The organism is Kosakonia sp. AG348 (assembly GCF_003337365.1).
Taxonomy (GTDB): Bacteria; Pseudomonadota; Gammaproteobacteria; order Enterobacterales; family Enterobacteriaceae; genus Kosakonia.
The window spans coordinates 49,857-71,920 of sequence record NZ_QPJR01000011.1; the positions used below are offsets into that span (position 1 = coordinate 49,857).

At 54.5% G+C, this 22,064-nt stretch carries 19 protein-coding genes; 15 read left to right on the forward strand and 4 right to left on the reverse strand.

What is annotated here, in order from left to right:
- The first annotated feature begins 9 nt into the window (after nt 1-9).
- On the forward strand, nt 10-2,562 hold the full coding sequence (mrcA, locus tag DFO56_RS21435) for a peptidoglycan glycosyltransferase/peptidoglycan DD-transpeptidase MrcA (protein WP_020455545.1): 2,553 nt from the start codon (nt 10-12) through the stop codon (nt 2,560-2,562).
- A 78-nt stretch (nt 2,563-2,640) separates the two neighbouring features.
- On the opposite strand, the gene nudE is transcribed toward mrcA, so the two are convergent.
- Nucleotides 2,641-3,201 carry an ADP compounds hydrolase NudE gene (nudE, locus tag DFO56_RS21440; RefSeq protein WP_020455546.1) on the reverse strand — a complete coding sequence of 187 codons (561 nt, stop codon included), beginning with the start codon at nt 3,199-3,201 and terminating at the stop codon, nt 2,641-2,643.
- A gap of 316 nt (nt 3,202-3,517) precedes the next feature.
- Between nudE and DFO56_RS21445 the strand changes: the two genes are divergently transcribed.
- The 5 genes from DFO56_RS21445 to pckA all read left to right on the forward strand — a co-directional run bounded on the left by DFO56_RS21445 (nt 3,518) and on the right by pckA (nt 9,655).
- Nucleotides 3,518-5,656, forward strand: a complete 2,139-nt coding sequence (locus DFO56_RS21445; RefSeq protein ID WP_045507842.1) for an intracellular growth attenuator family protein — start codon at nt 3,518-3,520, stop codon at nt 5,654-5,656.
- Nucleotides 5,657-5,716: 60 nt separating this feature from the next.
- The gene (gene yrfG / locus DFO56_RS21450; RefSeq protein ID WP_045507969.1) at nt 5,717-6,394 is read left to right on the forward strand and encodes a GMP/IMP nucleotidase; all 678 of its coding nucleotides are present in this window, start codon (nt 5,717-5,719) and stop codon (nt 6,392-6,394) included.
- Nucleotides 6,394-6,795, forward strand: coding sequence for a ribosome-associated heat shock protein Hsp15 (gene hslR, locus DFO56_RS21455; protein WP_045507840.1), 402 nt, complete (start codon nt 6,394-6,396; stop codon nt 6,793-6,795). Before yrfG ends, hslR begins: the two co-directional genes overlap by 1 nt.
- 24 nt (nt 6,796-6,819) lie before the next feature.
- The gene (hslO, locus tag DFO56_RS21460) at nt 6,820-7,698 is read left to right on the forward strand and encodes an Hsp33 family molecular chaperone HslO (protein WP_045507837.1); all 879 of its coding nucleotides are present in this window, start codon (nt 6,820-6,822) and stop codon (nt 7,696-7,698) included.
- Nucleotides 7,699-8,035: 337 nt separating this feature from the next.
- Nucleotides 8,036-9,655: a phosphoenolpyruvate carboxykinase (ATP) gene (pckA, locus tag DFO56_RS21465; protein WP_020455551.1), complete on the forward strand. Its 1,620-nt coding sequence runs from the start codon at nt 8,036-8,038 to the stop codon at nt 9,653-9,655.
- Between the two features lie 45 nt (nt 9,656-9,700).
- On the opposite strand, the gene envZ is transcribed toward pckA, so the two are convergent.
- Together envZ and ompR are read right to left on the reverse strand one after the other, a co-directional pair.
- Entirely contained in the window at nt 9,701-11,053 is a 1,353-nt protein-coding gene (envZ, locus tag DFO56_RS21470; protein ID WP_020455552.1) for a two-component system sensor histidine kinase EnvZ, read from the reverse strand.
- On the reverse strand, nt 11,050-11,769 hold the full coding sequence (gene ompR, locus DFO56_RS21475) for a two-component system response regulator OmpR (protein ID WP_001157751.1): 720 nt from the start codon (nt 11,767-11,769) through the stop codon (nt 11,050-11,052). Before ompR ends, envZ begins: the two co-directional genes overlap by 4 nt.
- A 227-nt stretch (nt 11,770-11,996) precedes the next feature.
- Between ompR and greB the strand changes: the two genes are divergently transcribed.
- From greB to feoC, 5 genes are all read left to right on the forward strand, one after another.
- Entirely contained in the window at nt 11,997-12,470 is a 474-nt protein-coding gene (gene greB / locus DFO56_RS21480; protein WP_017459528.1) for a transcription elongation factor GreB, read from the forward strand.
- 95 nt (nt 12,471-12,565) lie between these two features.
- Nucleotides 12,566-14,905, forward strand: a complete 2,340-nt coding sequence (locus tag DFO56_RS21485) for a Tex family protein (RefSeq protein ID WP_045507832.1) — start codon at nt 12,566-12,568, stop codon at nt 14,903-14,905.
- A gap of 493 nt (nt 14,906-15,398) precedes the next feature.
- Nucleotides 15,399-15,626, forward strand: coding sequence for a ferrous iron transporter A (feoA, locus tag DFO56_RS21490; RefSeq protein ID WP_017459530.1), 228 nt, complete (start codon nt 15,399-15,401; stop codon nt 15,624-15,626).
- Between the two features lie 33 nt (nt 15,627-15,659).
- Nucleotides 15,660-17,978, forward strand: a complete 2,319-nt coding sequence (feoB, locus tag DFO56_RS21495; RefSeq protein WP_045507829.1) for a Fe(2+) transporter permease subunit FeoB — start codon at nt 15,660-15,662, stop codon at nt 17,976-17,978.
- A gap of 12 nt (nt 17,979-17,990) precedes the next feature.
- The gene (gene feoC, locus DFO56_RS21500) at nt 17,991-18,230 is read left to right on the forward strand and encodes a [Fe-S]-dependent transcriptional repressor FeoC (RefSeq protein ID WP_045507825.1); all 240 of its coding nucleotides are present in this window, start codon (nt 17,991-17,993) and stop codon (nt 18,228-18,230) included.
- Here feoC and bioH read toward each other — a convergent pair.
- Nucleotides 18,227-19,000, reverse strand: a complete 774-nt coding sequence (gene bioH / locus DFO56_RS21505; RefSeq protein WP_045507822.1) for a pimeloyl-ACP methyl ester esterase BioH — start codon at nt 18,998-19,000, stop codon at nt 18,227-18,229. The genes feoC and bioH overlap by 4 nt on opposite strands.
- Before the next feature lie 38 nt (nt 19,001-19,038).
- Between bioH and gntX the strand changes: the two genes are divergently transcribed.
- The 4 genes from gntX to gntT all read left to right on the forward strand — a co-directional run bounded on the left by gntX (nt 19,039) and on the right by gntT (nt 22,033).
- On the forward strand, nt 19,039-19,722 hold the full coding sequence (gene gntX, locus DFO56_RS21510) for a DNA utilization protein GntX (protein WP_045507819.1): 684 nt from the start codon (nt 19,039-19,041) through the stop codon (nt 19,720-19,722).
- A 58-nt stretch (nt 19,723-19,780) separates the two neighbouring features.
- A complete protein-coding gene (gene nfuA, locus DFO56_RS21515; protein ID WP_017459535.1) occupies nt 19,781-20,356 on the forward strand; it encodes a Fe-S biogenesis protein NfuA in 576 nt (191 codons plus the stop codon).
- 135 nt (nt 20,357-20,491) lie between these two features.
- The gene (locus tag DFO56_RS24665) at nt 20,492-20,713 is read left to right on the forward strand and encodes a hypothetical protein (RefSeq protein ID WP_147271695.1); all 222 of its coding nucleotides are present in this window, start codon (nt 20,492-20,494) and stop codon (nt 20,711-20,713) included.
- Nucleotides 20,714-20,716: 3 nt separating this feature from the next.
- Nucleotides 20,717-22,033 (forward strand): gluconate transporter, encoded by a 1,317-nt coding sequence (gntT, locus tag DFO56_RS21520; RefSeq protein WP_020455560.1) that lies wholly within the window; start codon nt 20,717-20,719, stop codon nt 22,031-22,033.
- Nucleotides 22,034-22,064 lie beyond the last annotated feature (31 nt).

Genomic DNA, 22,064 nt, shown 5'->3' on the forward strand with positions numbered 1-22,064 from the left:
AAATCTCCAGTGAAGTTCGTAAAGTATTTATTCATCCTTGCAGTATGTTGCATTCTGCTGGGAGCAGGCTCGATTTACGGTCTGTACAAATATATTGAGCCACAGCTACCTGACGTCGCCACGCTGAAAGACGTGCGGCTACAAATTCCGATGCAGGTCTACAGCGCTGACGGCGAATTGATCGCGCAATATGGCGAAAAACGCCGTATTCCGCTGACGTTGAATCAAATCCCGCCTGAAATGGTTAAAGCGTTTATCGCCACGGAAGATAGCCGTTTTTATGAACATCACGGTGTTGACCCGGTGGGGATTTTCCGCGCCGCCAGCGTGGCGATGTTTTCCGGACGTGCGTCGCAGGGCGCAAGTACGATTACCCAACAGCTGGCACGTAACTTTTTCTTAAGCCCGGAACGCACGCTGATGCGTAAGCTTAAAGAAGTGTTCCTGGCGATCCGCATTGAACAGTTGCTGAGCAAAGATGAGATCCTTGAGCTTTATCTCAATAAGATCTACCTCGGTTACCGCGCGTACGGCGTGGGCGCTGCGGCACAGGTGTACTTTGGGAAATCGGTCGATCAGTTAACGCTGAGTGAAATGGCGGTGATTGCCGGTCTGCCAAAAGCACCGTCTACGTTTAACCCGCTCTATTCACTTGATCGCGCTACCGCGCGCCGCAATGTGGTGCTGGCACGTATGGAGAGCGAAGGCTACATCACCGAGCAGCAGTATGATCAAGCGCGCGGTGAAGCTATCGATGCCAATTACCATGCGCCGGAAATCGCTTTTTCCGCGCCTTACCTTTCCGAAATGGTGCGCCAGGATTTGGTCAATCGCTATGGCGATAAAGCCTACGAAGATGGCTACCGCGTTTACACCACTATCACCCGCAAAGTGCAGCAAGCCGCGCAGGCCGCCGTACGTAATAACGTGATGGATTACGACATGCGCCATGGTTATCGCGGCCCGTCGAATGTGTTGTGGAAAGTGGGCGAAGCGGCGTGGGACAGTAAAAAAATCACCGATTCCCTGAAAACGCTGCCGTCTTATGGCCCGCTCTCGCCAGCAGTGGTGACCAGCGCCAATCCGCAAGAAGCGACGGCGATGATGGCCGATGGCACCTCGGTCTCTTTGCGCATGGAAGGCATGCGCTGGGCGCGTCCTTATCGTTCCGATACGCAACAAGGCGCAACGCCGCGCAAAGTTACCGACGTGGTGCAGGCCGGACAGCAGATTTGGGTTCGCCAGGTGGATGACGCGTGGTGGCTGGCACAGGTGCCGGACGTTAACTCGGCGCTGGTTTCCATCAACCCACGTAACGGCGCCGTATTGGCGCTGGTGGGCGGCTTCGATTTCAACCAAAGCAAGTTTAACCGCGCGACACAGGCGCTGCGCCAGGTGGGTTCTAACATCAAGCCGTTCCTTTACACCGCAGCAATGGATAAGGGCCTGACGCTGGCGAGCATTCTGAATGATGCGCCAATTTCCCGCTGGGACGCGGGCGCAGGCTCCGACTGGCGACCAAAAAACTCGCCGGACGAGTATGCCGGTCCGATTCGTTTACGCCAGGGTTTGGGGCAGTCTAAAAACGTGGTGATGGTGCGTGCAATGCGCGCAATGGGTGTGGATTACGCGGCGGAATATCTGCAGCGTTTCGGCTTCCCGGCGCAAAACATTGTTCACACCGAATCGCTGGCGTTGGGCTCTGCTTCCTTTACACCAATGCAGGTTGCCCGCGGTTATTCGGTGATGGCGAACGGTGGTTTCCTGATCGATCCGTATTTCATTACCAAAATCGAAAACGATCAGGGCAACGTGCTGTTTGAAGTACGTCCGAAAATCGCCTGTGCCGATTGTGATATTCCGGTGATTTACGGCGATACGCCGAAATCGAACGTGCTGGAAAACAAAGACATGGAAAACGTCGCCACCTCACAAGAGCAGCAGAACGCAGCCGTACCGCAGCCGCAGCTTGAGCAAGCCAACCAGGCGCTGGTGCAAAGAAGCGGCGCCGAAGAGTACGCGCCACACGTTATTAGCACCCCGCTGTCGTTTTTGATCAAAAGCGCGCTGAACAGTAACATCTTTGGCGAGCCCGGCTGGCAGGGCACAGGCTGGCGCGCAGGTCGTGATCTCAAACGCAATGATATTGGCGGTAAAACCGGGACCACGAACAGTTCGAAAGATGCCTGGTTCTCGGGTTATGGCCCGGGTGTGGTGACCTCCGTTTGGATCGGCTTTGACGATCATCGCAGGGATTTGGGGCGTACTACCGCCTCCGGCGCGATTAAAGATCAGATTTCCGGCTACGAAGGCGGCGCGAAAAGCGCACAACCTGCCTGGGATGCGTATATGAAAGTCGTGCTGGATGGGGTTCCTGAAGAGCCATTAACCCCGCCGCCAGGCATAGTGACGGTGAATATCGACCGCAGCACCGGCCAACTGGCGAACGGTGGTAGCAGCCGCCAGGAGTACTTTATCGAAGGGACGCAGCCAACGCAGCAAGCCGTCCATGAAGTGGGCACCACGTTAATGGATAACGGTGAGTCTCACGAGCTGTTTTAACTCGGCGCCGGGCTTGTCCCGGCTGACAGACAGCAAAAAGGGCGCGAATGCGCCCTTTTCATTTATTCTTTTGTGCGTTCAGAGCCGCCCCTGGCCTTTTAGCCATTCGCGAACCAAAAACAGCGCGCTGACATTGCGGGCTTCGTTGAAATCAGGATCTTCCAGCAGGTCCATCAAATGCTTCAGCGGCCAGCGTACCTGCGGTAGCGGTTCTGGTTCATCACCCGGCAGCGACTCAGGATAGAGATCTTCTGCCACGATGATGTTCATTTTGCTGGAGAAGTAAGAAGGCGCCATACTGAGTTTTTTCAGAAAAGTAAGCTCTTTTGCGCCAAATCCGACTTCTTCTTTTAGTTCACGGTTCGCCGCTTCGTATATACTCTCACCCGGATCGATAAGACCCTTGGAAAATCCCAGTTCGTAAGATTCAGTGCCAACCGCATATTCGCGGATCAGGATCAGGTGATCGTCAACAATTGGCACAATCATCACGGCTTCGTGCGTAGAGGGGCGCATACGTTCATAAACACGGCGCACGCCGTTACTGAATTCCAGATCCACACGTTCTACGTTAAAAAGTCGTGAAGACGCGACCGTTTCTACGTTAAGAATGGTGGGTTTTTGCAATGATTCGCTCATTATTATCGGTCTTTGCAGAGAAACTTTCGTTATTGTGCGACACTACGCACTGTTTGGGCAATGTACTTTGCCGCTAATTTACATTCCTGCAACCTCTTCGAAATCAATTCCCAATTTAACCCAAAAGTCAATAGCTTGAAATAAAACTAAGAATTTGCTGATATTCCCGTTAGGGTGGTTTTGCTATTCTCTTTGACATTGGTATGCGCTTAAAAATACTCAAGTTAATTGCTTGCTTAAAAGGCCAACCACATTAGATTGTTACGGGAAGGGTGCAACTGACTACACCTGTTAGAAAAAGTAAGATGGGGAAAGCATGAGCACCATTTTGATTTTTTTCGCTGCTATGCTGGCCTGCGCATTCCTCGCCGGATGGATTTTCAGGTTCAGGTCGCAACGTCGGTATCGACTGCCTTATTTGCAGGCATTCACCGGCGCGACTACCCGTAAATTAACACCTGAAGAGCGTGAAACGGCGGAACGCTATCTGGAAACGCTCTCCCGCACGCAAAACAATCTCGCCCCGACGGGCGCGACTGCCGCCCCTGTCTCCATCAGCCTTAACGCACATAGCAACACGGTGCTGTATGTCACGCACTCGATCACCCGCTATGGCATCACCACTGACGCCCCGAATAAATGGCGCTACTACCTTGATTCCGTCGAAGTGCACTTGCCCCCTTCATGGGAGCAGTACATTACCGACGAGAACAATGTTGAACTGATCCGCACCGACTCAATGCCGCTGGTTATTTCGCTTAACGGGCATACGCTTAGCGAATACATGAGCGAAGAGCGCGGCGGTGAACTGGAACGCGTCTCGTCGAGTCAATCCGCCATCCGTGGCGAAGAAAGCGAGCAAATTGAGCTGCTGAATATTCGCCGGGAAACATCGGAAGAATATGCATTAAGCCGCCCGGACGGCATGCGCGAAGCGCTGCTGATTTCGGTCTCGTTTTTACTGTTTTTCTTCTGTCTGGCCTCGCCCGATGTCTTTATCCCGTGGCTGGCGGGCGGCGGCGTGATGTTGCTTGCCGCCGGGCTCTGGGGGTTATATGCGCCACCGGCTAAAAACACACTGCGGGAGATTCATTGTCTGCGTGGCACACCAAAGCGCTGGGGGCTGTTCGGTGAGAATAATCAGGAGCAAATGAATAATATCTCGTTAGGTATTATCGACCTGATTTATCCGCGTCACTGGCAGCCCTTCGTCACCCAGGATTTGGGCCAGCAAACCGATATTGATATCTACCTCGATCGCCACGTTGTGCGCCAGGGGCGTTTTCTCTCCCTGCACGATGAAGTGAAAAATTTCCCGCTGCAGCACTGGGTGCGCAGCGCCGTCATTTCTATCGGTTCTCTGGTGGTGCTGGCGATGTTGTTGATTTGGGTGCCGCTGGATATGCCGATCAAATTTACCGTGTCGTGGATTAAAGGCGCGCAGACCGTTGAAGCGAGCAGTGTGAATCAGCTTGAAGCTGCCGGGTTGCGGATTGGTGACACGTTGCGCATCAGCGGTACCGGCATGTGTAATATTCACATGCAAAATAACTGGACCTCGCGCCAGACGTCGCCGTTTACGCCGTTCGACTGCTCGCAAATTATCTGGAACAACGCCCCACCCCTGCCGTTGCCAGAATCCGATATTGTGAACAAAGCCACCGCGCTTGCTCAGGCGGTCAGCCGCCAGCTTCACCCCACTACCGAAGAAGATTCCCGCGTGAGCCCGGTGTTGCGCTCAGCCATTCAGAAATCCGGCATGGTGCTGCTGGATGATTTCGCCGATATCGTACTGAAAACTCAGGATTTGTGTGCTGCCCAGGATGAGTGTTTGCGGTTGAAAAACGCGCTGGTCAACCTCGGAAACAGTAAAGACTGGGAAACTCTGACCAAACGCGCCAGCGACGGGAAACTCACCGGTGTGAACGTCTTGCTGCGCCCGGTAAGCGCCGAGTCGCTGGATAATTTGGTTACCACCTCCACCGCGCCGTTCATTATGCGGGAAACGACCCGCGCCGCGCAGGCGCTGAACAGCCCGGCACCGGGCGGTTTTGTGATTAGCAGTGAAGAAGGTAGCGAGCTGGTTGATCAACCCTGGCCGCCGATTGCGCTGTATGACTACCCTGCACAGGAACAATGGAAGGAATTCCAGCGGCTGGCGCAAATGCTGATGCAGACGCCGTTTCGCGCGGAAGGGATCATTACCAATATCTATACCGATGCCAACGGCACCAGGCACATCAGCCTGCACCGCATGCCGGATGCCAGCGGCCTATGGCGTTATGCGGGAACCACACTTCTGCTGGTCGCGATGGTGATTTGCAGCCTTTACAACGGTGTGCTGGCGCTTCGGCGTTACCAGCGCAATCGCACACGTATCGAAGAGATTCAGCAGTATTACGCAAGCTGTCTGAACCCCCAGTTTCTGCCCACCCAGGATAGCCTCAGCAGCTAACGATCTGTCGTGCGAGCTGTGTTAACCTGTCGCGCACGTTTTCTCTGGCTGGAGTTTTTAATGCACCTTGATATCGCATGGCAGGACGTCGATACCGTTTTGCTGGATATGGACGGCACGCTTCTCGATCTCGCGTTTGATAACTTCTTCTGGCAAAAACTGGTGCCGGAAACCTTTGGCGTCAAACAAGGCTTAACGCCAGAAGAAGCGCAGAACGTTCTCCGTCAGGAGTATCACGCCGTGCAGCATACGCTAAACTGGTACTGTCTGGATTACTGGAGCGAACGCCTGGGCCTGGATATTTGCGCCATGACCACCCAGCAGGGGCCGCGCGCGGTGCTGCGTGAAGATACGGTGCCGTTTCTGGATGCGTTACAAAAAAGCGGTAAACGCCGCATTTTACTGACCAATGCGCACCCGCATAATCTGGCGGTCAAACTTGAGCACACGGGTCTTGCGTCGCACCTTGATTTATTACTTTCCACCCATACATTTGGTTATCCGAAAGAGGATCAGCGCCTGTGGCAGGCTGTCGCGCAGGAAACCGGGCTTAATCCTGAACGGACGCTGTTTATCGATGACAGCGAACCGATTCTTGATGCGGCGGCGAAATTTGGCATCCGCTATTGCCTGGGCGTCACCAACCCGGATTCCGGGCTTGCGGAAAAACGTTATCTGCGCCATCCAGGCACTAATGACTACCGCGGCATGATCCCCTCACTTCTCAAGGAGATGTGATGAAACAGCAGCCTGCGCAAGAGGTTCGTCTGGATAAGTGGCTATGGGCTGCGCGTTTTTATAAAACACGCGCCCTTGCCCGCGAAATGGTTGACGGCGGCAAAGTGCATTACAACGGGCAGCGCAGCAAGCCGAGTAAAATCGTCGAGCTGAACGCCACGCTCACGCTGCGTCAGGGAAATGATGAGCGAACCGTGATCATTAAAGGCATTACGGAGCAGCGCCGACCGGCAAATGAAGCTGTCGCGCTGTATGAAGAGACGGCAGAAAGCATCGAGAAACGCGAAAAAATGGCGCTGGCCCGCAAACTTAACGCGCTCACCATGCCCCACCCCGATCGCCGCCCGGATAAGAAAGAACGTCGCGATCTAATAAAATTTAAATTGGGTGACAGCGAATAACGCTCACCCGCAAGAGAGATAATCATGGCCATTCAAGACCAATTACACCGCTATCTTTTTGAAAACTACGCTGTTCGCGGCGAGCTGGTGACCGTTTCCCATACCTGGAAACAGATCCTCGAAAACCACAACTATCCGCTGCCGGTAAAAACGGTGCTCGGCGAGTTGCTGGTTGCTACCAGCCTGCTGACCGCAACGCTGAAATTTGCCGGTGATATCACCGTGCAGTTGCAGGGTGACGGCCCGATGAGCCTGGCGGTGATCAACGGTAACAATCGCCAGCAAATGCGCGGTGTGGCGCGTGTTCAGGGCGATGTGCCGGAAAATGCGGATCTGAAAACGCTAGTGGGTAACGGCTATTTGGTTATCACCATTACGCCGGAAGAGGGCGAGCGTTATCAGGGCGTTGTGGGTCTTGAAGGTGATACGCTGGCGGCTTGTCTGGAAGATTACTTTATGCGTTCAGAGCAGTTGCCAACGCGCTTGTTTATCCGCACCGGCGAGGTCGATGGCCAACCCGCAGCGGGCGGCATGCTGCTGCAGGTATTACCGGCACAGGAAACGCAGGCCGAAGATTTTGAGCATCTGGCCGTGCTGACGGAAACCATCAAAGCGGAAGAGTTGCTGACGCTGGCGGCGGAAGATGTGCTGTGGCGCTTGTATCACGAAGAAGAAGTCACGCTGTACGATCCGCAAGATGTGGAATTCAAATGCACTTGCTCGCGCGAACGCTGCGCGGGTGCGCTGAAGACACTGCCGGACGAAGAAGTGGATAGCATCCTCGCTGAAGAGGGAGAAATCGACATGCACTGCGACTATTGCGGCAGCCACTATCTGTTTAACGCGATGGATATTGCCGAGATCCGCAACAACGCCTCCCCTGCCGATCCACAGGTGCACTAAACATCCCTCCTTACGCCGCCTGCGGGCGGCGCTTTTGCATGACTCGTCACGTTTCCGCTAAAATCCTCAATGAAAGTGTTACGTAACTTACTTTCATGAAAGCGATTACAGTCACAAAGCCGCGGTTAAAAATGTCGTCTTACGCCATTTTTGGAACATTTACCCCATAAATGAGACTATTTTTGCCATAATCCGTCTCGTTACGTGACCACAATCACAGTGTTTTCCGTCAGTCTGGGTTTGTCGAGTTAGGTAAATCTATGAGCCTCGTCCCGGTAAGCGGGTAAAAAACAACCCTACAATTTCAGGCAGTACATATTGGCTAAGGAGCAGTGACATGCGCGTTAAGAGCTTAACCCCGCAGGATCTCAAGGCTTATGGTATCAACGATGTTCAGGATGTCGTCTACAACCCCGATTACGATACGCTGTATCAGGAGGAGCTCCGTCCAGACCTGGAAGGATATGAGCGTGGTGTGCTGACGAATTCTGGTGCTGTCGCCGTCGACACCGGTATTTTTACCGGCCGTTCGCCGAAGGATAAGTATATTGTGCGTGATGACACCACCCGCGATACCGTGTGGTGGTCCGATAAAGGCAAAGGCAAGAACGACAATAAGCCGATCTCGCCTGAGGTCTGGCAACATCTAAAAGGCCTGGTCACCAGGCAGCTTTCCGGCAAGCGTCTGTTTATTATTGACGCCTTTTGCGGCGCAAACCCGGACACGCGTCTCTCGGTGCGTTTTATCACCGAAGTGGCCTGGCAGGCGCACTTCGTGAAGAACATGTTCATTCGCCCGACCGAAGAAGAGCTGGCAAGCTTTACGCCAGACTTTATCGTGATGAATGGCGCGAAATGCACCAACCCACAATGGCAAGAGCAAGGTCTCAACTCGGAAAACTTTGTCGCCTTTAATCTCACCGAACGCATCCAGTTGATTGGCGGAACCTGGTACGGCGGCGAGATGAAGAAAGGTATGTTCTCAATCATGAACTACCTGCTGCCGTTACAGGGCATCGCCTCAATGCACTGTTCAGCAAACGTCGGTGAAAAAGGCGATGTTGCCGTGTTCTTCGGGCTTTCCGGTACCGGCAAAACCACCCTCTCCACCGACCCGAAACGCCGCCTGATTGGCGACGATGAACACGGCTGGGATGATGACGGCGTTTTCAACTTCGAAGGCGGTTGCTACGCCAAAACTATTCGGCTTTCGGAAGAGGCTGAACCGGATATCTTTCACGCCATCCGTCGCGATGCGCTACTGGAAAATGTCAGCGTCCGCGCCGACGGCAGCATTGATTATGATGATGCGTCGAAAACGGAAAACACCCGGGTGTCGTACCCGATTTACCATATTCAGAACATCGTAAAACCGGTCTCCAAAGCAGGTCACGCCACGAAAGTTATCTTCCTGACGGCAGATGCGTTCGGCGTGCTGCCGCCGGTTTCACGCCTGACCGCCAGCCAGACGCAGTACCATTTCCTTTCCGGTTTTACCGCTAAACTTGCCGGAACCGAACGCGGCGTCACCGAGCCGACACCCACCTTCTCGGCCTGTTTTGGTGCCGCGTTTTTATCACTGCATCCAACGCAATATGCGGAAGTTCTGGTGAAAAGAATGCAGGCGTCAGGCGCGCAGGCGTATCTGGTCAATACCGGCTGGAACGGCACCGGTAAACGCATCTCTATCAAGGATACGCGGGCGATTATCGACGCGATCCTTAATGGCTCGCTGGACGATGCAGAAACCTTTACCCTGCCGATGTTCAACCTGGCCATCCCGACTTCGCTGCCGGGCGTAGATACGCGCATTCTCGACCCGCGCAATACCTACGCGTCTGCGGAGCAGTGGCAGGAGAAAGCCACGCAGCTGGCAACGTTGTTTATTGAAAATTTCGAGAAGTACACCGATACCGCCGCCGGTGCCGCGTTAGTCAGCGCCGGGCCAAAAGTGTAATTTGGCTACGCAAGAGAAACAAAACCCGCCAGATGGCGGGTTTTTTTACACTTCTTTATTCTGCCCGCTCAGCCGGGCAATCGGAATCGGCAGCCAGGCGCGAATACAGAGCCCGCCCCGCTCGCTGGTACCCAATTCAAGAATGCCGTTATGGTTATCCACAATACGCTGCACGATTGCCAGCCCCAGGCCCGTACCGCTGGTGCTGCGCGCGCTGTCACCGCGGACAAACGGCTGGAACAGATGTTCGCGCTGCTCCGGTTTGATGCCCGGGCCGTCATCTTCAACCTGGAACCAGGCGCGATTGTGCTCGGTACCGCTGCTGACTTTGATCCAGCCATTGCCGTAGCGCGCCGCGTTAACCACCATATTGGCAACCGCGCGTTTAATGGAAAGCGGGTGCATACGCACGAAAATCTCGCTCTCTTTCAACCCGGTATCGATTTCACGCTCGTAGCCACTTTCTGCCGCGATGACTTCCCCAAGCACCGCGTTCAGTTCGGCCACTTCCATCGGCATTTCCTGCCCGGTACGCAGATAATCGATAAACTGCTCGATAATCGCGTTGCACTCTTCAATATCTTTATTAATGGATTCAGCGAGATAGCCATCTTCTTCCGCCATCATCTCCGTCGCTAAGCGAATACGCGTGAGCGGCGTACGCAGATCGTGGCTGACGCCCGCCATCAATAACGTGCGATCGTCGGCAAGCTGCTTCACCCCGGCGGCCATCTGGTTAAAGGCGCGGGTAACCGAGCGCACTTCCGACGCGCCATATTCACGCAGCGGCGGCGGAATATGCCCTTTCCCCACCTTCAGCGCGGCGTGTTCCAGGTCAACAAGTGGTCGGTTCTGAATGCGGATAAACAACCAGGCACCGCCTATCGCCAGCAGCATAATCGCCAGCGTGTAGCGGAACAGCGGGGAGAAATCCCCTTGATGAATTTCGGTCAGCGGTACGCGCACCCAGATATTGGGCGACAGCCAGGTTTTCAGCCACACCACCGGTGAGCTTTTATTCACCTCAACGCGCACTTCGGTCGGGCCGCCAAGCTGCTGCGCCATTTGCTGACTTAAGAATTCGTAATGCTGCGCCCAACGCAGACCGGCGTCTTCTGCGGCCTCGTTGGAGTAAAGCGAAATGCCCAGCTCGCGGTAAATCTCACGGCGAAACGCCGGAGGCACCACCAGCTGCGTGCCGTCCTCCAGTTGCAGTTTATCGGTCATCAACATACGCACTTCGTAGGCGAGAACCTTATTAAACTGCTGGAGGCTGGGCAGAATGGCGAAGTTCAGCACCACCAGGTAGGTCGTCACCAGGCTGGCGAACAGCAAGGTGACGATAAGTAACAGGGTGCGGGCAAAAGAACTGCGCGGCGAGAAACGCACTCGCATCATGCTTTAGAGCCGTCCGGTACAAAAACGTAGCCAAGGCCCCAAACGGTCTGGATATAGCGCGGGTGCGCCGGATCTTCTTCCACCATGCGACGCAAGCGCGAGATCTGCACGTCAATAGAACGCTCCATCGCCGAGTATTCACGCCCGCGCGCCAGGTTCATCAGCTTATCGCGCGATAACGGCTCACGCGGATGGCTCACCAGTGCTTTCAGCACCGCGAATTCACCGCTGGTCAGCGGCATCGGTTCATCTTCACGGAACATTTCGCGCGTACCAAGATTCAGCTTGAACTTACCAAACGCAATTACCGCTTCTTCCTGAGACGGCGCGCCCGGCAATTCATTCGCCTGACGGCGCAACACAGCACGAATACGCGCCAGCAGTTCACGCGGGTTAAACGGTTTGGGAATATAATCATCGGCACCAATTTCCAGACCCACAATGCGGTCCACTTCTTCGCCTTTCGCCGTCACCATAATAATCGGCATCGGGTTGCTCTGGCTGCGCAAACGGCGGCAGATAGAGAGGCCATCTTCTCCTGGCAGCATCAGATCCAGCACCATCAAATGGAAAGATTCACGGGTTAACAGACGATCCATCTGCTCAGCGTTAGCCACGCTGCGAACCTGGAAGCCCTGCTCGGTAAGGTAACGCTCAAGCAATGCGCGCAGGCGCATGTCGTCATCCACGACCAGAATCTTATAATTCTCTTGCATTGTTTATACTCCCAAAGGTTCCGACAATAATGTTTCCGTATTCTAGAAAAGTGCGCGTTCACGACCAGCGAAATCTGGTATACATTCTAGTCGAAATTGTTACAAAGCATATTTAACAGCAGCTTATATGCATATGTCATCACAGAAAGCATGATTAATCTGCACCTTACACTATCGCGTTTGTAACGTGTGTGCAGGCAAGAACGTCACGGAAATAAGGCCCAAGAATGAAAACGCCCCTGATTACCCGCGAAGGTTATGAAAAACTGAAGCAGGAACTCGATTTTCTCTGGCGTCAGGAGCGCCCGGAAGTCACCAAAAAAGTCACCTGGGCGGCCAGCCTCGGCGACCGCAGCGAAAACGCCGATTATCAGTACAACAAAAAGCGCCTGCGCGAGATAGACCGCCGCGTACGCTATCTCACCAAATGCCTGGAAAATCTCAAAATCGTTGATTACTCCCCTCAGCAGGAAGGCAAAGTCTTTTTTGGCGCCTGGGTGGAAATCGAAAACGACGACGGCGATACACTGCGTTTTCGCATTGTGGGTTATGACGAAATTTTCGGCCGCAAAGATTACATTTCTATCGATTCGCCGATGGCGCGCGCCCTGCTCAAGAAAGAGGAAGGCGACGTGGCGGTAGTGCAAACGCCCGGCGGTGAAGCAACCTGGTACGTCAATCAAATTGAATACGTGAAATAGCCCCCAGAACCGTCCGAGAAGCCCTGTGCGGCTGGCATTTTGCGATGCCAGTCCGTATAACTATCCCCTGATTTTTGTTCAGAAGATGAAATGACATGATGAATGATTCGCTCTGCCGCATTATTGCGGGTGAACTTCAGGCACGAACCGAACAGGTGGAATCCGCCGTTCGCCTGCTTGATGAAGGGAACACAGTGCCGTTTATCGCGCGCTATCGTAAAGAGGTCACCGGCGGTCTGGACGACACGCAATTGCGTCAGCTCGAAACCCGCCTTGGTTATCTGCGCGAGCTGGAAGAGCGCCGCCAGGCGATTCTGAAATCGATTGGCGAACAGGGCAAACTCAGCGATGAGCTGGCAAAAGCCATTAACGGTACGCTGAGCAAAACCGAGCTTGAAGATCTCTACCTGCCGTACAAACCAAAACGCCGCACGCGCGGGCAAATCGCCATTGAAGCCGGGCTGGAGCCGCTGGCAGATTCCCTCTGGAATGACCCCTCGCAAGACCCGGAAACGCTGGCCGCAACGTTTGTCGATACCGACAAAGGCGTCGCCGACAGCAAAGCGGCACTGGATGGCGCGCGCTATATCCTGATGGAACGCTTCGCGGAAGATGCCGCGTTGCTGGCAAAAGTGCGTGACTATTTGTGGAAAAACGCCCATCTCGTCTCCACCGTGGTTAGCGGCAAAGAGGATGAAGGCGCTAAATTCCGCGACTATTTCGATCATCACGAACCGATTTCGACTGTCCCTTCGCACCGCGCGCTGGCGATGTTTCGCGGGCGTAACGAAGGTGTGCTGCAACTGGCGCTGAACGCCGATCCGCAGTTTGATGAGCCGCCAAAAGAGAGCCACTGCGAGCAAATTATTATCGACCACCTCGGCCTGCGCCTGAACAACGCGCCAGCGGACAGCTGGCGTAAAGGCGTGGTGAGCTGGACGTGGCGTATCAAAGTGTTGATGCATCTGGAAACGGAGCTGATGGGCACCGTGCGCGAACGCGCGGAAGACGAAGCCATCAATGTTTTCGCCCGTAACCTGCACGATCTGCTGATGGCCGCCCCTGCCGGGCTGCGCGCCACGATGGGTCTTGATCCGGGCTTGCGTACCGGTGTGAAAGTCGCAGTGGTGGATGCCACCGGCAAACTGGTCGCCACCGACACGATCTATCCGCATACCGGGCAAGCGGCAAAAGCGGCTGTAGCCGTCGCAGCGCTGTGTGAAAAACACAATGTTGAACTGGTGGCGATTGGTAACGGCACCGCCTCGCGCGAAACAGAACGCTTCTACCTCGATGTGCAGAAACAGTTCCCGAACGTGACCGCGCAGAAAGTGATTGTCAGCGAAGCGGGCGCATCGGTTTATTCCGCTTCCGAACTGGCGGCGCTCGAATTCCCGGATCTGGATGTTTCACTGCGCGGTGCGGTCTCTATTGCCCGCCGCTTACAAGACCCGCTGGCGGAGCTGGTGAAAATCGATCCGAAATCTATCGGTGTCGGCCAGTACCAGCACGATGTCAGCCAGACGCAACTGGCGCGCAAACTGGATGCAGTTGTGGAGGATTGCGTGAACGCTGTTGGCGTCGACCTGAATACCGCCTCTGTGCCGCTGCTGACGCGCGTCGCCGGTTTAACCCGCATGATGGCGCAGAATATTGTCGCCTGGCGCGATGAAAATGGTCAGTTCCAGAACCGCCAGCAGTTGCTGAAAGTGAGCCGTCTGGGGCCGAAAGCCTTTGAGCAGTGCGCGGGCTTCCTGCGTATTAACCACGGCGACAACCCGCTGGACGCCTCCACCGTTCACCCGGAAACCTACCCGGTGGTTGAACGTATTCTGGCGGCAACCGAGCAGTCACTGCGCGATCTGATGGGCAATAGCGCGGAGTTGCGCAAGCTGAAAGCCAGCGATTTTACCGATGAGCAGTTTGGTGTACCGACGGTCACCGACATTATCAAAGAGCTGGAAAAACCAGGCCGCGATCCGCGTCCGGAGTTTAAAACCGCGACCTTTGCCGAAGGCGTGGAAACGATGAATGACCTGCTACCGGGCATGGTGCTTGAAGGCGCAGTCACCAATGTGACGAACTTTGGCGCCTTCGTTGATATCGGCGTGCATCAGGATGGTCTGGTGCATATTTCATCGCTGGCGGATAAGTTCGTCGAAGATCCGCATACCGTGGTGAAAGCGGGCGATATCGTGAAGGTCAAAGTGCTGGAAGTGGATTTACAGCGCAAACGAATCGCGTTGACCATGCGTCTGGACGAGCAGCCAGGCGAGACCAATTCCCGTCGAGGGAGTGGTAACTCGGGCAATCGCGATAACGCGAACCGCAACGCGGCTCGTCCGGCGAAAGCGCCACGCGGTCGCGACAGCCAGCCAGGCGGCAACAGTGCAATGATGGATGCACTCGCTGCGGCAATGGGTAAAAAACGTTAATCTTTACCCCTCCCTTCACCGGGAGGGGTATTTTTTGCAAACACGTTCGAAAAAGTCCAGATTAAATCTGTCCAATGATGAACGAAAAGCAATTAACTCGTTATTTCAGATGTTATTTACTATTCAAAATTATTAACTAATCACTACCTGTATTTAATTATGCAATCGGCATCGGCGTTATTTTCCTTGCGCGGCGCATATTACAAACATTAAACGCGAATTAACTTTGTAAAATAAAAATTACCTTTTTAACCTGGCGGTAATATTTTCTCGTTTTGCGCTGGTAATACACAACCCAACAAATTTTTGAGCTACGTCAAAAGAGAATCAAATTCTCATTTCTGCCCCCGGCAAACGCATTTTTATGATTGATGATAAAAACTATTCTCATTATCATTGGATCAGTAGATTATTTCTCCACTCCTTCGATGATGAACAGTGCGCCAGACGGCGCGTGGAAACTCTTGGCTCGCAGCGTAAATAAGTAGGCTCTATGCAATTCTCTCCAGACAGTGCGTGGAAAATTACCGGTTTCTCCCAAGAAATAAGTCCGGCCTGGCGACAGAAACTTCTGTCATTAGGGATGTTGCCCGGCTCCTCTTTTAATGTGGTGCGCGTCGCCCCTTTGGGTGACCCTATTCATATTGAAACCCGCCGCGTTAATTTAGTGTTACGGAAAAAAGATCTCGCGTTCCTTGAACTGGAAGCGGTATCTCGTTAATCAGCCAGTTGTTACAAAGAGTGCTAAGTAAAAATGAAAAAATTGACCATTGGCTTAATTGGTAACCCTAATTCTGGCAAGACAACGTTATTTAATCAGCTCACCGGCGCGCGTCAGCGGGTGGGAAACTGGTCCGGCGTAACCGTTGAGCGCAAAGAGGGACAGTTCAACACGACCGACCACCAGGTGACGCTGGTCGATCTTCCCGGCACCTATTCGCTCACTACCATTTCCGCGCAAACGTCGCTCGATGAGCAGATCGCCTGCCACTACATTTTAAGCGGTGACGCCGATCTGGTGATCAACGTGGTCGATGCCTCCAATCTTGAGCGCAACCTTTACCTGACGCTGCAATTACTGGAGCTGGGCGTGCCGTGCATTATCGCCCTCAACATGCTGGATATCGCGGAAAAACAGAAAATCCGTATTGATATCGATGGTCTTGCCGCACGCCTGGGCTGTCCGGTGATACCGCTGGTTTCCACGCGTGGTCGCGGGATTGAAGCGCTTAAAATGGCTGTCGACCGTCACCAACACAACGACAACATAGAACTGGTGCATTACGCCCAACCCCTTTCCCGCGAAGCAGACGCGCTGGCGCAGCAAATGGCCGATGATGTGCCATTACAGCAACGCCGCTGGATGGGCCTGCAAATGCTGGAAGGTGATATCTACAGCCGCGCAAATTCTGGCGTAAACGAACAGCAACTGGCTGCCTCGCTCGCTCGCCTGGGAGCGGAAATGGACGATCCTGCGTTGCATATTGCTGATGCGCGTTATCAGTCGATTGCGGCGATTTGCGATACCGTCAGCAACACGCTCACCGCCGAGCCAAGCCAGTTCACCGCCGCAGTTGATCGCATCATCATTAACCGCTTTTTAGGGTTGCCGATCTTTTTGTTCGTCATGTATCTGATGTTCCTGTTCGCGATTAACATCGGCGGCGCGTTCCAGCCGATTTTCGACGCAGGTTCAGTCGCGATCTTCATTCACGGTATTCAGTGGCTGGGTTATACGCTGCACTTCCCGGAATGGCTGACCGTATTCCTCGCACAAGGGCTTGGTGGCGGCGTGAATACCGTGCTGCCGCTGGTGCCGCAGCTCGGCATGATGTACCTGTTTATGTCCTTTCTTGAGGACTCCGGTTATATGGCGCGCGCCGCGTTTGTGATGGATCGCCTGATGCAGTCGCTGGGGCTGCCGGGCAAATCTTTCGTACCGCTGATTGTCGGTTTCGGCTGTAACGTACCGTCAGTGATGGGCGCACGCACATTAGACGCGCCGCGTGAACGTCTGATCACCATCATGATGGCGCCGTTTATGTCATGTGGTGCGCGTCTGGCCATTTTCGCAGTTTTCGCTGCCGCCTTTTTCGGCCAGCAAGGAGCGCTCACCGTCTTCTCGCTGTATGTGATTGGTATCGTGATGGCGATCCTTACCGGTCTGGTGCTGAAACATACGCTGCTGCGCGGCGAAGCATCGCCGTTTGTGATGGAACTGCCGGTGTATCACGTGCCGCATCTGAAAAGCCTGTTGCTGCAAACCTGGCAGCGTCTAAAAGGCTTTGTCATCCGCGCGGGTAAAGTGATTATCATCGTCAGCATTTTCCTCAGCGCGATGAACAGCTTCTCGCTGGATGGTCGTACCGTACACAAAATTGATGAATCTGCATTGGCCTCAGTCAGCCGCGTCTTTACCCCGCTGCTGGAGCCGATTGGCGTGCATGGCGACCACTGGCAAGCCACCGTGGGTCTTGTTACGGGCGCAATGGCGAAAGAGGTGGTCGTCGGTACGCTGAACTCACTTTACACCGCGGAAAATATTGAGCAGGAAGCCTTTAACCCGGCGGAATTCAGCCTGACGGGGGAGCTGATTGCCGCTCTGGAAGATACGGCGAAAAGCGTGAAAGAGACGTTCAGCCTGAGCGTACTGGCTAACCCAATCGAAGCCAGCAAAGGCGATGGCGAAATGGCGACCGGTACCATGGGCGTAATGAGCGAAAAATTCGGCAGTGCGGCAGCCGCTTACAGCTACCTGATTTTTGTGCTGCTTTACGTACCGTGTATCACCGCGATGGGCGCTATCGCCCGCGAATCCAGCCGTGGCTGGATGGGCTTCTCGGTGCTGTGGGGGCTGAATATCGCCTACTCGCTCGCCACGCTCTTTTACCAGACGGCGACCTTCAGCGAGCACCCGGTCTACAGCCTGATCTGTATTCTGGCGGTTCTGCTGTTTAACGTGGTGGTAATTAGCGCCCTTCGCCGCGCCAGAAGCCGGGTGGACGTCAGCCTGCTGGCTACGCGTAAAACCGTCGCCAGCTGCTGCGACAGCCCGGCGGGCGATTGTCACTAAGGAGCAACAACGATGGCGTCGTTAATTGAAGTGCGTGATTTGTTGGCATTGCAAGGCCGGATGGAGGCTCAGCAACTGAGCGCCGCGCTGCATACGCCACGCGCGATGATCGACGCCATGCTCGCTCGCATGGAAGCCATGGGTAAAGCCGTGCGTATTCAGGAAGAGACTACCGGTTGTTTAACCGGTAGCTGCAAGCAGTGCCCGGAAGGGAAAAGCGCCTGCTCTCGCGAGTGGTGGGCGCTGCGTTAAACAAGCCTGGCTTTCAGCGCCAGCAACGCCTCGCAGAACGCGGCAGGATGGGAAACAAACGGCGCATGTGCCGCTTTCGGGAAAATCAACGACTCGCTCTGCGGCCACATATCATCCAGTAACGGAACGATTTTACGCGGCACCAGTCCGTCAAGATGGCCATACATACGTAAAAACGGCAGCGTCAGTCCACTCAGTGCTTCGCGTAAATCTACCGTTTTTAAAATCTCCAGCCCGCCGTTCAGCACTTCCGTTGGCGGCATCGGAAGCGACAACACCGCGTTTTTCAGCTCGCGCGCATCCTGCCTTGCGGTTTCGGTGCCGAGCGTCTGCAATGCCAGGAAACGCTCAACGGTACGCTGAAAATCCTCACTCAATTGGTGTTGAAAACCGGCCAGCACCTCAGGTTTGATACCCGCCCAATCGCCCTGCGCGCTAAAACAGGGCGATGAAGCAACCGTAACCAACGCACTGACGCGTTCAGGTGATTGCAACGCAATCTGGCTCGCCACCAGCCCGCCCAGGCTCCAGCCCAGCCATATCGCCTTTTTTGGCGCGTGAGATAACACGATATCCGCTATCTGTTGCAGCGCCAGTGCGCCAAACCCTTCACTTCGGCCATAGCCCGGCAGATCCACTAAATGCAGCGTAAATTGCGAACACAGTTCCGGTGTAATGCAATCCCAGACCTGCGCATTCAGCCCCCATCCGTGCAGCAGCACAAGATGACAATTTCCTTCGCCTTTGGTTTGCCACCAGATGTTCTTCATCAGCTATCGTTCTCTTCTTTCACACAAGGAGGTGGCACATGCTAACAGTGCCAGGCTTATGCTGGCTATGTCGAATGCCATTGATGCTGAGCCAGTGGGGAGTCTGTTCCGGCTGCACGCGCGCCATGGAAGTGCGCGAAAAAGTTTGCCCTTTGTGCGGTTTACCCGCCGCTCGCGACGACATTGCCTGCGGGCGCTGTCTGCAAAAACCGCCGCCCTGGCAGCGGCTGATTGCCGTCAGCCGTTATGCACCACCGCTTAGTCCGCTGGTGCAGCAGTTTAAATTTATGCCTCGCCCGGAAATCGCCCGCGCGCTGGCCCGTCTGCTGCTGTTAGCCGTATTAAACGCACGCCGCAGCGGAAACTGGCAGACGCCGGATATTATCCTCAGCGTACCGCTACATGCGCGTCGCCAGTGGCGCAGAGGCTTTAATCAAAGCGATCTCCTGTGCCGGGCGCTGGCGCATTGGTTGCAATGCCCATACTCTTCCGGCGCTCTACGCCGGGTGCGGGCAACGCCTGTGCAGCATCAACTCAATGCCCGTTTGCGCAAGCAGAACCTGAAAAATGCCTTTCGTCTTGAATTGCCCGTTGCCGGTCTCCATATCGTCGTGGTGGATGATGTCGTCACGACCGGCAGCACCGTTGCGGAAATCACCCGGCTGCTATTACGCAGCGGCGCAGCAACTGTTCAGGTCTGGTGCCTGTGTCGAACCTTGTAGACCCTCGATGATGGGCGTATTATAACCAAGTAAAATAGTCAACTATTAGGCCATTGCTATGATCCGTATTTCCGACGCTGCCCAAGCGCACTTTGTCAAACTGCTGGCAAATCAGGAAGAAGGGACACAAATCCGCGTATTTGTGATTAACCCAGGCACACCCAACGCTGAGTGTGGCGTCTCTTATTGCCCGCCGGACGCGGTTGAAGCCACCGACACCGCGCTGAAATTTGAACAACTGATTGCCTATGTCGATGAGCTGAGCGCGCCGTATCTGGAAGATGCGGAAATCGATTTTGTCACCGACCAGTTGGGTTCCCAGCTGACGCTGAAAGCGCCGAACGCCAAAATGCGTAAAGTGTCCGACGACGCGCCGCTGATGGAGCGCGTTGAGTATTTGCTGCAGTCGCAAATAAACCCGCAGTTAGCCGGCCACGGCGGCCGTGTTTCGCTGATGGAGATCACCGATGAAGGCTACGCCATTCTGCAGTTTGGCGGTGGCTGTAACGGTTGCTCCATGGTCGACGTGACGCTGAAAGAGGGTATCGAAAAGCAGTTGCTGACCGAGTTCCCGGAGCTGAAAGGTGTGCGCGATCTGACCGAACATCAGCGCGGCGAGCACTCTTACTACTAAGTCTGCTTTCTGCTGTAGATTGCCCGGCGGCGTTCTGCCTGCCGGGTCTACAACGTTAACCCGTGTGTTACCCGTATCTCCCCGCCCACATTTCTCTTTTCATACCTGTTTAGTTTCCTGGCGTTAATATGACGCATGTCTCAGATCTTACATTTAGATCGCCAGAGTGATTCTCTTTTCGTGGATGTTACCCGTATCATTCCTGCCAGCACTGACAACTTAAAAAACATCCGACTACAATTTTTAGCAATGGATGTCAGCCGCAACGGTGCCGCAGCTCGCTCCTTCCTTTTTCGGGAATTTTCAGCGGCTGCCAGAAATACTGACGTTACCCATAACAAATTAAAGGCCAGGTAAATCATGCCATTAGTCATAGTCGCTATCGGTGTTGCTCTCTTACTCCTGTTAATGATCCGCTTCAAACTGAACGGATTTATCGCCCTGATCCTTGTGGCGCTCGCCGTGGGGATGATGCAGGGCATGCCGCTTGATGCCGTTATTAAATCCATTAAAAATGGTGTTGGCGGTACGCTCGGCAGCCTTGCGCTGATCATGGGTTTTGGTGCCATGCTCGGCAAACTGCTGGCGGACTGCGGCGGCGCACAGCGCATTGCCACCACGCTTATCGAAAAATTTGGTCGCCAGTACATTCAGTGGGCAGTGGTGCTGACCGGTTTTACCGTCGGTTTCGCGCTGTTCTATGAAGTCGGCTTCGTACTGCTGCTGCCGCTGGTGTTTACCATTGCGGCATCCGCACGTATTCCGCTGCTGTATGTGGGTGTGCCGATGGCGGCAGCACTGTCAGTGACGCACGGCTTTCTGCCTCCACACCCGGGCCCAACAGCGATTGCGACCATTTTCCATGCGGATATGGGCAAAACGCTGCTCTACGGAACACTGCTCGGTATCCCAACCGTTATCCTTGCTGGCCCGGTCTATGCCCGTTTCCTGAAAAGCATTGATAAACCGATCCCGGATGGTCTCTACAACGCGAAAACCTTCACCGAAGAAGAGATGCCGGGCTTTGGCGTCAGCGTCTGGACATCGCTGGTACCGGTGATCCTGATGGCACTGCGCGCGGTAGCAGAAATGCTGCTGCCGAAAGGCCATGCGCTGCTGCCTTACGCTGAATTCTTCGGCGACCCGGTCATGGCAACCATGATTGCGGTGCTGATTGCGGTATTCACCTTCGGCCTGAACCGTGGCCGTTCGATGGACGACATCAACGAAACGCTGACCAGCTCCATCAAAATCATTGCCATGATGCTGCTGATCATCGGTGGTGGTGGTGCGTTCAAACAGGTTCTGGTTGATAGCGGCGTCGATAAATACATCGCTTCAATGATGCATTCCACCAATCTCTCCCCGCTGTTTATGGCGTGGTCAATTGCCGCAGTGCTGCGTATCGCGCTGGGTTCCGCCACCGTTGCGGCAATCACCGCAGGTGGTATTGCGGCGCCGTTGATTGCCACCACCGGCGTAAGCCCGGAGTTGATGGTGATTGCAGTCGGTTCCGGTAGCGTGATTTTCTCTCACGTTAACGATCCGGGTTTCTGGCTGTTCAAAGAGTATTTTAACCTGACCATCGGCGAGACCATGCGCTCCTGGTCGGCGCTGGAAACCATCATTTCCGTGTGCGGTCTGGTTGGCTGCCTGCTGCTGGGCATGGTGGTTTAATTCAGTCGCTGCACGTAAAAAGGCCCGGATA

Excerpts from the sequence above, each read along its gene's own strand:
- gntT (WP_020455560.1), top strand. The coding sequence starts at position 20,717 with ATGCCATTAGTCATAGTCGCTATCGGTGTTGCTCTCTTACTCCTGTTA.
- feoB (WP_045507829.1), top strand. The coding sequence starts at position 15,660 with ATGAAAAAATTGACCATTGGCTTAATTGGTAACCCTAATTCTGGCAAG.
- envZ (WP_020455552.1), bottom strand. The coding sequence starts at position 11,053 with ATGATGCGAGTGCGTTTCTCGCCGCGCAGTTCTTTTGCCCGCACCCTG.
- DFO56_RS24665 (WP_147271695.1), top strand. The coding sequence starts at position 20,492 with ATGTCTCAGATCTTACATTTAGATCGCCAGAGTGATTCTCTTTTCGTG.
- ompR (WP_001157751.1), bottom strand. The coding sequence starts at position 11,769 with ATGCAAGAGAATTATAAGATTCTGGTCGTGGATGACGACATGCGCCTG.
- hslO (WP_045507837.1), top strand. The coding sequence starts at position 6,820 with ATGGCCATTCAAGACCAATTACACCGCTATCTTTTTGAAAACTACGCT.
- greB (WP_017459528.1), top strand. The coding sequence starts at position 11,997 with ATGAAAACGCCCCTGATTACCCGCGAAGGTTATGAAAAACTGAAGCAG.
- pckA (WP_020455551.1), top strand. The coding sequence starts at position 8,036 with ATGCGCGTTAAGAGCTTAACCCCGCAGGATCTCAAGGCTTATGGTATC.
- nfuA (WP_017459535.1), top strand. The coding sequence starts at position 19,781 with ATGATCCGTATTTCCGACGCTGCCCAAGCGCACTTTGTCAAACTGCTG.
- feoA (WP_017459530.1), top strand. The coding sequence starts at position 15,399 with ATGCAATTCTCTCCAGACAGTGCGTGGAAAATTACCGGTTTCTCCCAA.
- nudE (WP_020455546.1), bottom strand. The coding sequence starts at position 3,201 with ATGAGCGAATCATTGCAAAAACCCACCATTCTTAACGTAGAAACGGTC.
- yrfG (WP_045507969.1), top strand. The coding sequence starts at position 5,717 with ATGCACCTTGATATCGCATGGCAGGACGTCGATACCGTTTTGCTGGAT.
- feoC (WP_045507825.1), top strand. The coding sequence starts at position 17,991 with ATGGCGTCGTTAATTGAAGTGCGTGATTTGTTGGCATTGCAAGGCCGG.
- DFO56_RS21445 (WP_045507842.1), top strand. The coding sequence starts at position 3,518 with ATGAGCACCATTTTGATTTTTTTCGCTGCTATGCTGGCCTGCGCATTC.
- DFO56_RS21485 (WP_045507832.1), top strand. The coding sequence starts at position 12,566 with ATGATGAATGATTCGCTCTGCCGCATTATTGCGGGTGAACTTCAGGCA.
- gntX (WP_045507819.1), top strand. The coding sequence starts at position 19,039 with ATGCTAACAGTGCCAGGCTTATGCTGGCTATGTCGAATGCCATTGATG.
- bioH (WP_045507822.1), bottom strand. The coding sequence starts at position 19,000 with ATGAAGAACATCTGGTGGCAAACCAAAGGCGAAGGAAATTGTCATCTT.
- hslR (WP_045507840.1), top strand. The coding sequence starts at position 6,394 with ATGAAACAGCAGCCTGCGCAAGAGGTTCGTCTGGATAAGTGGCTATGG.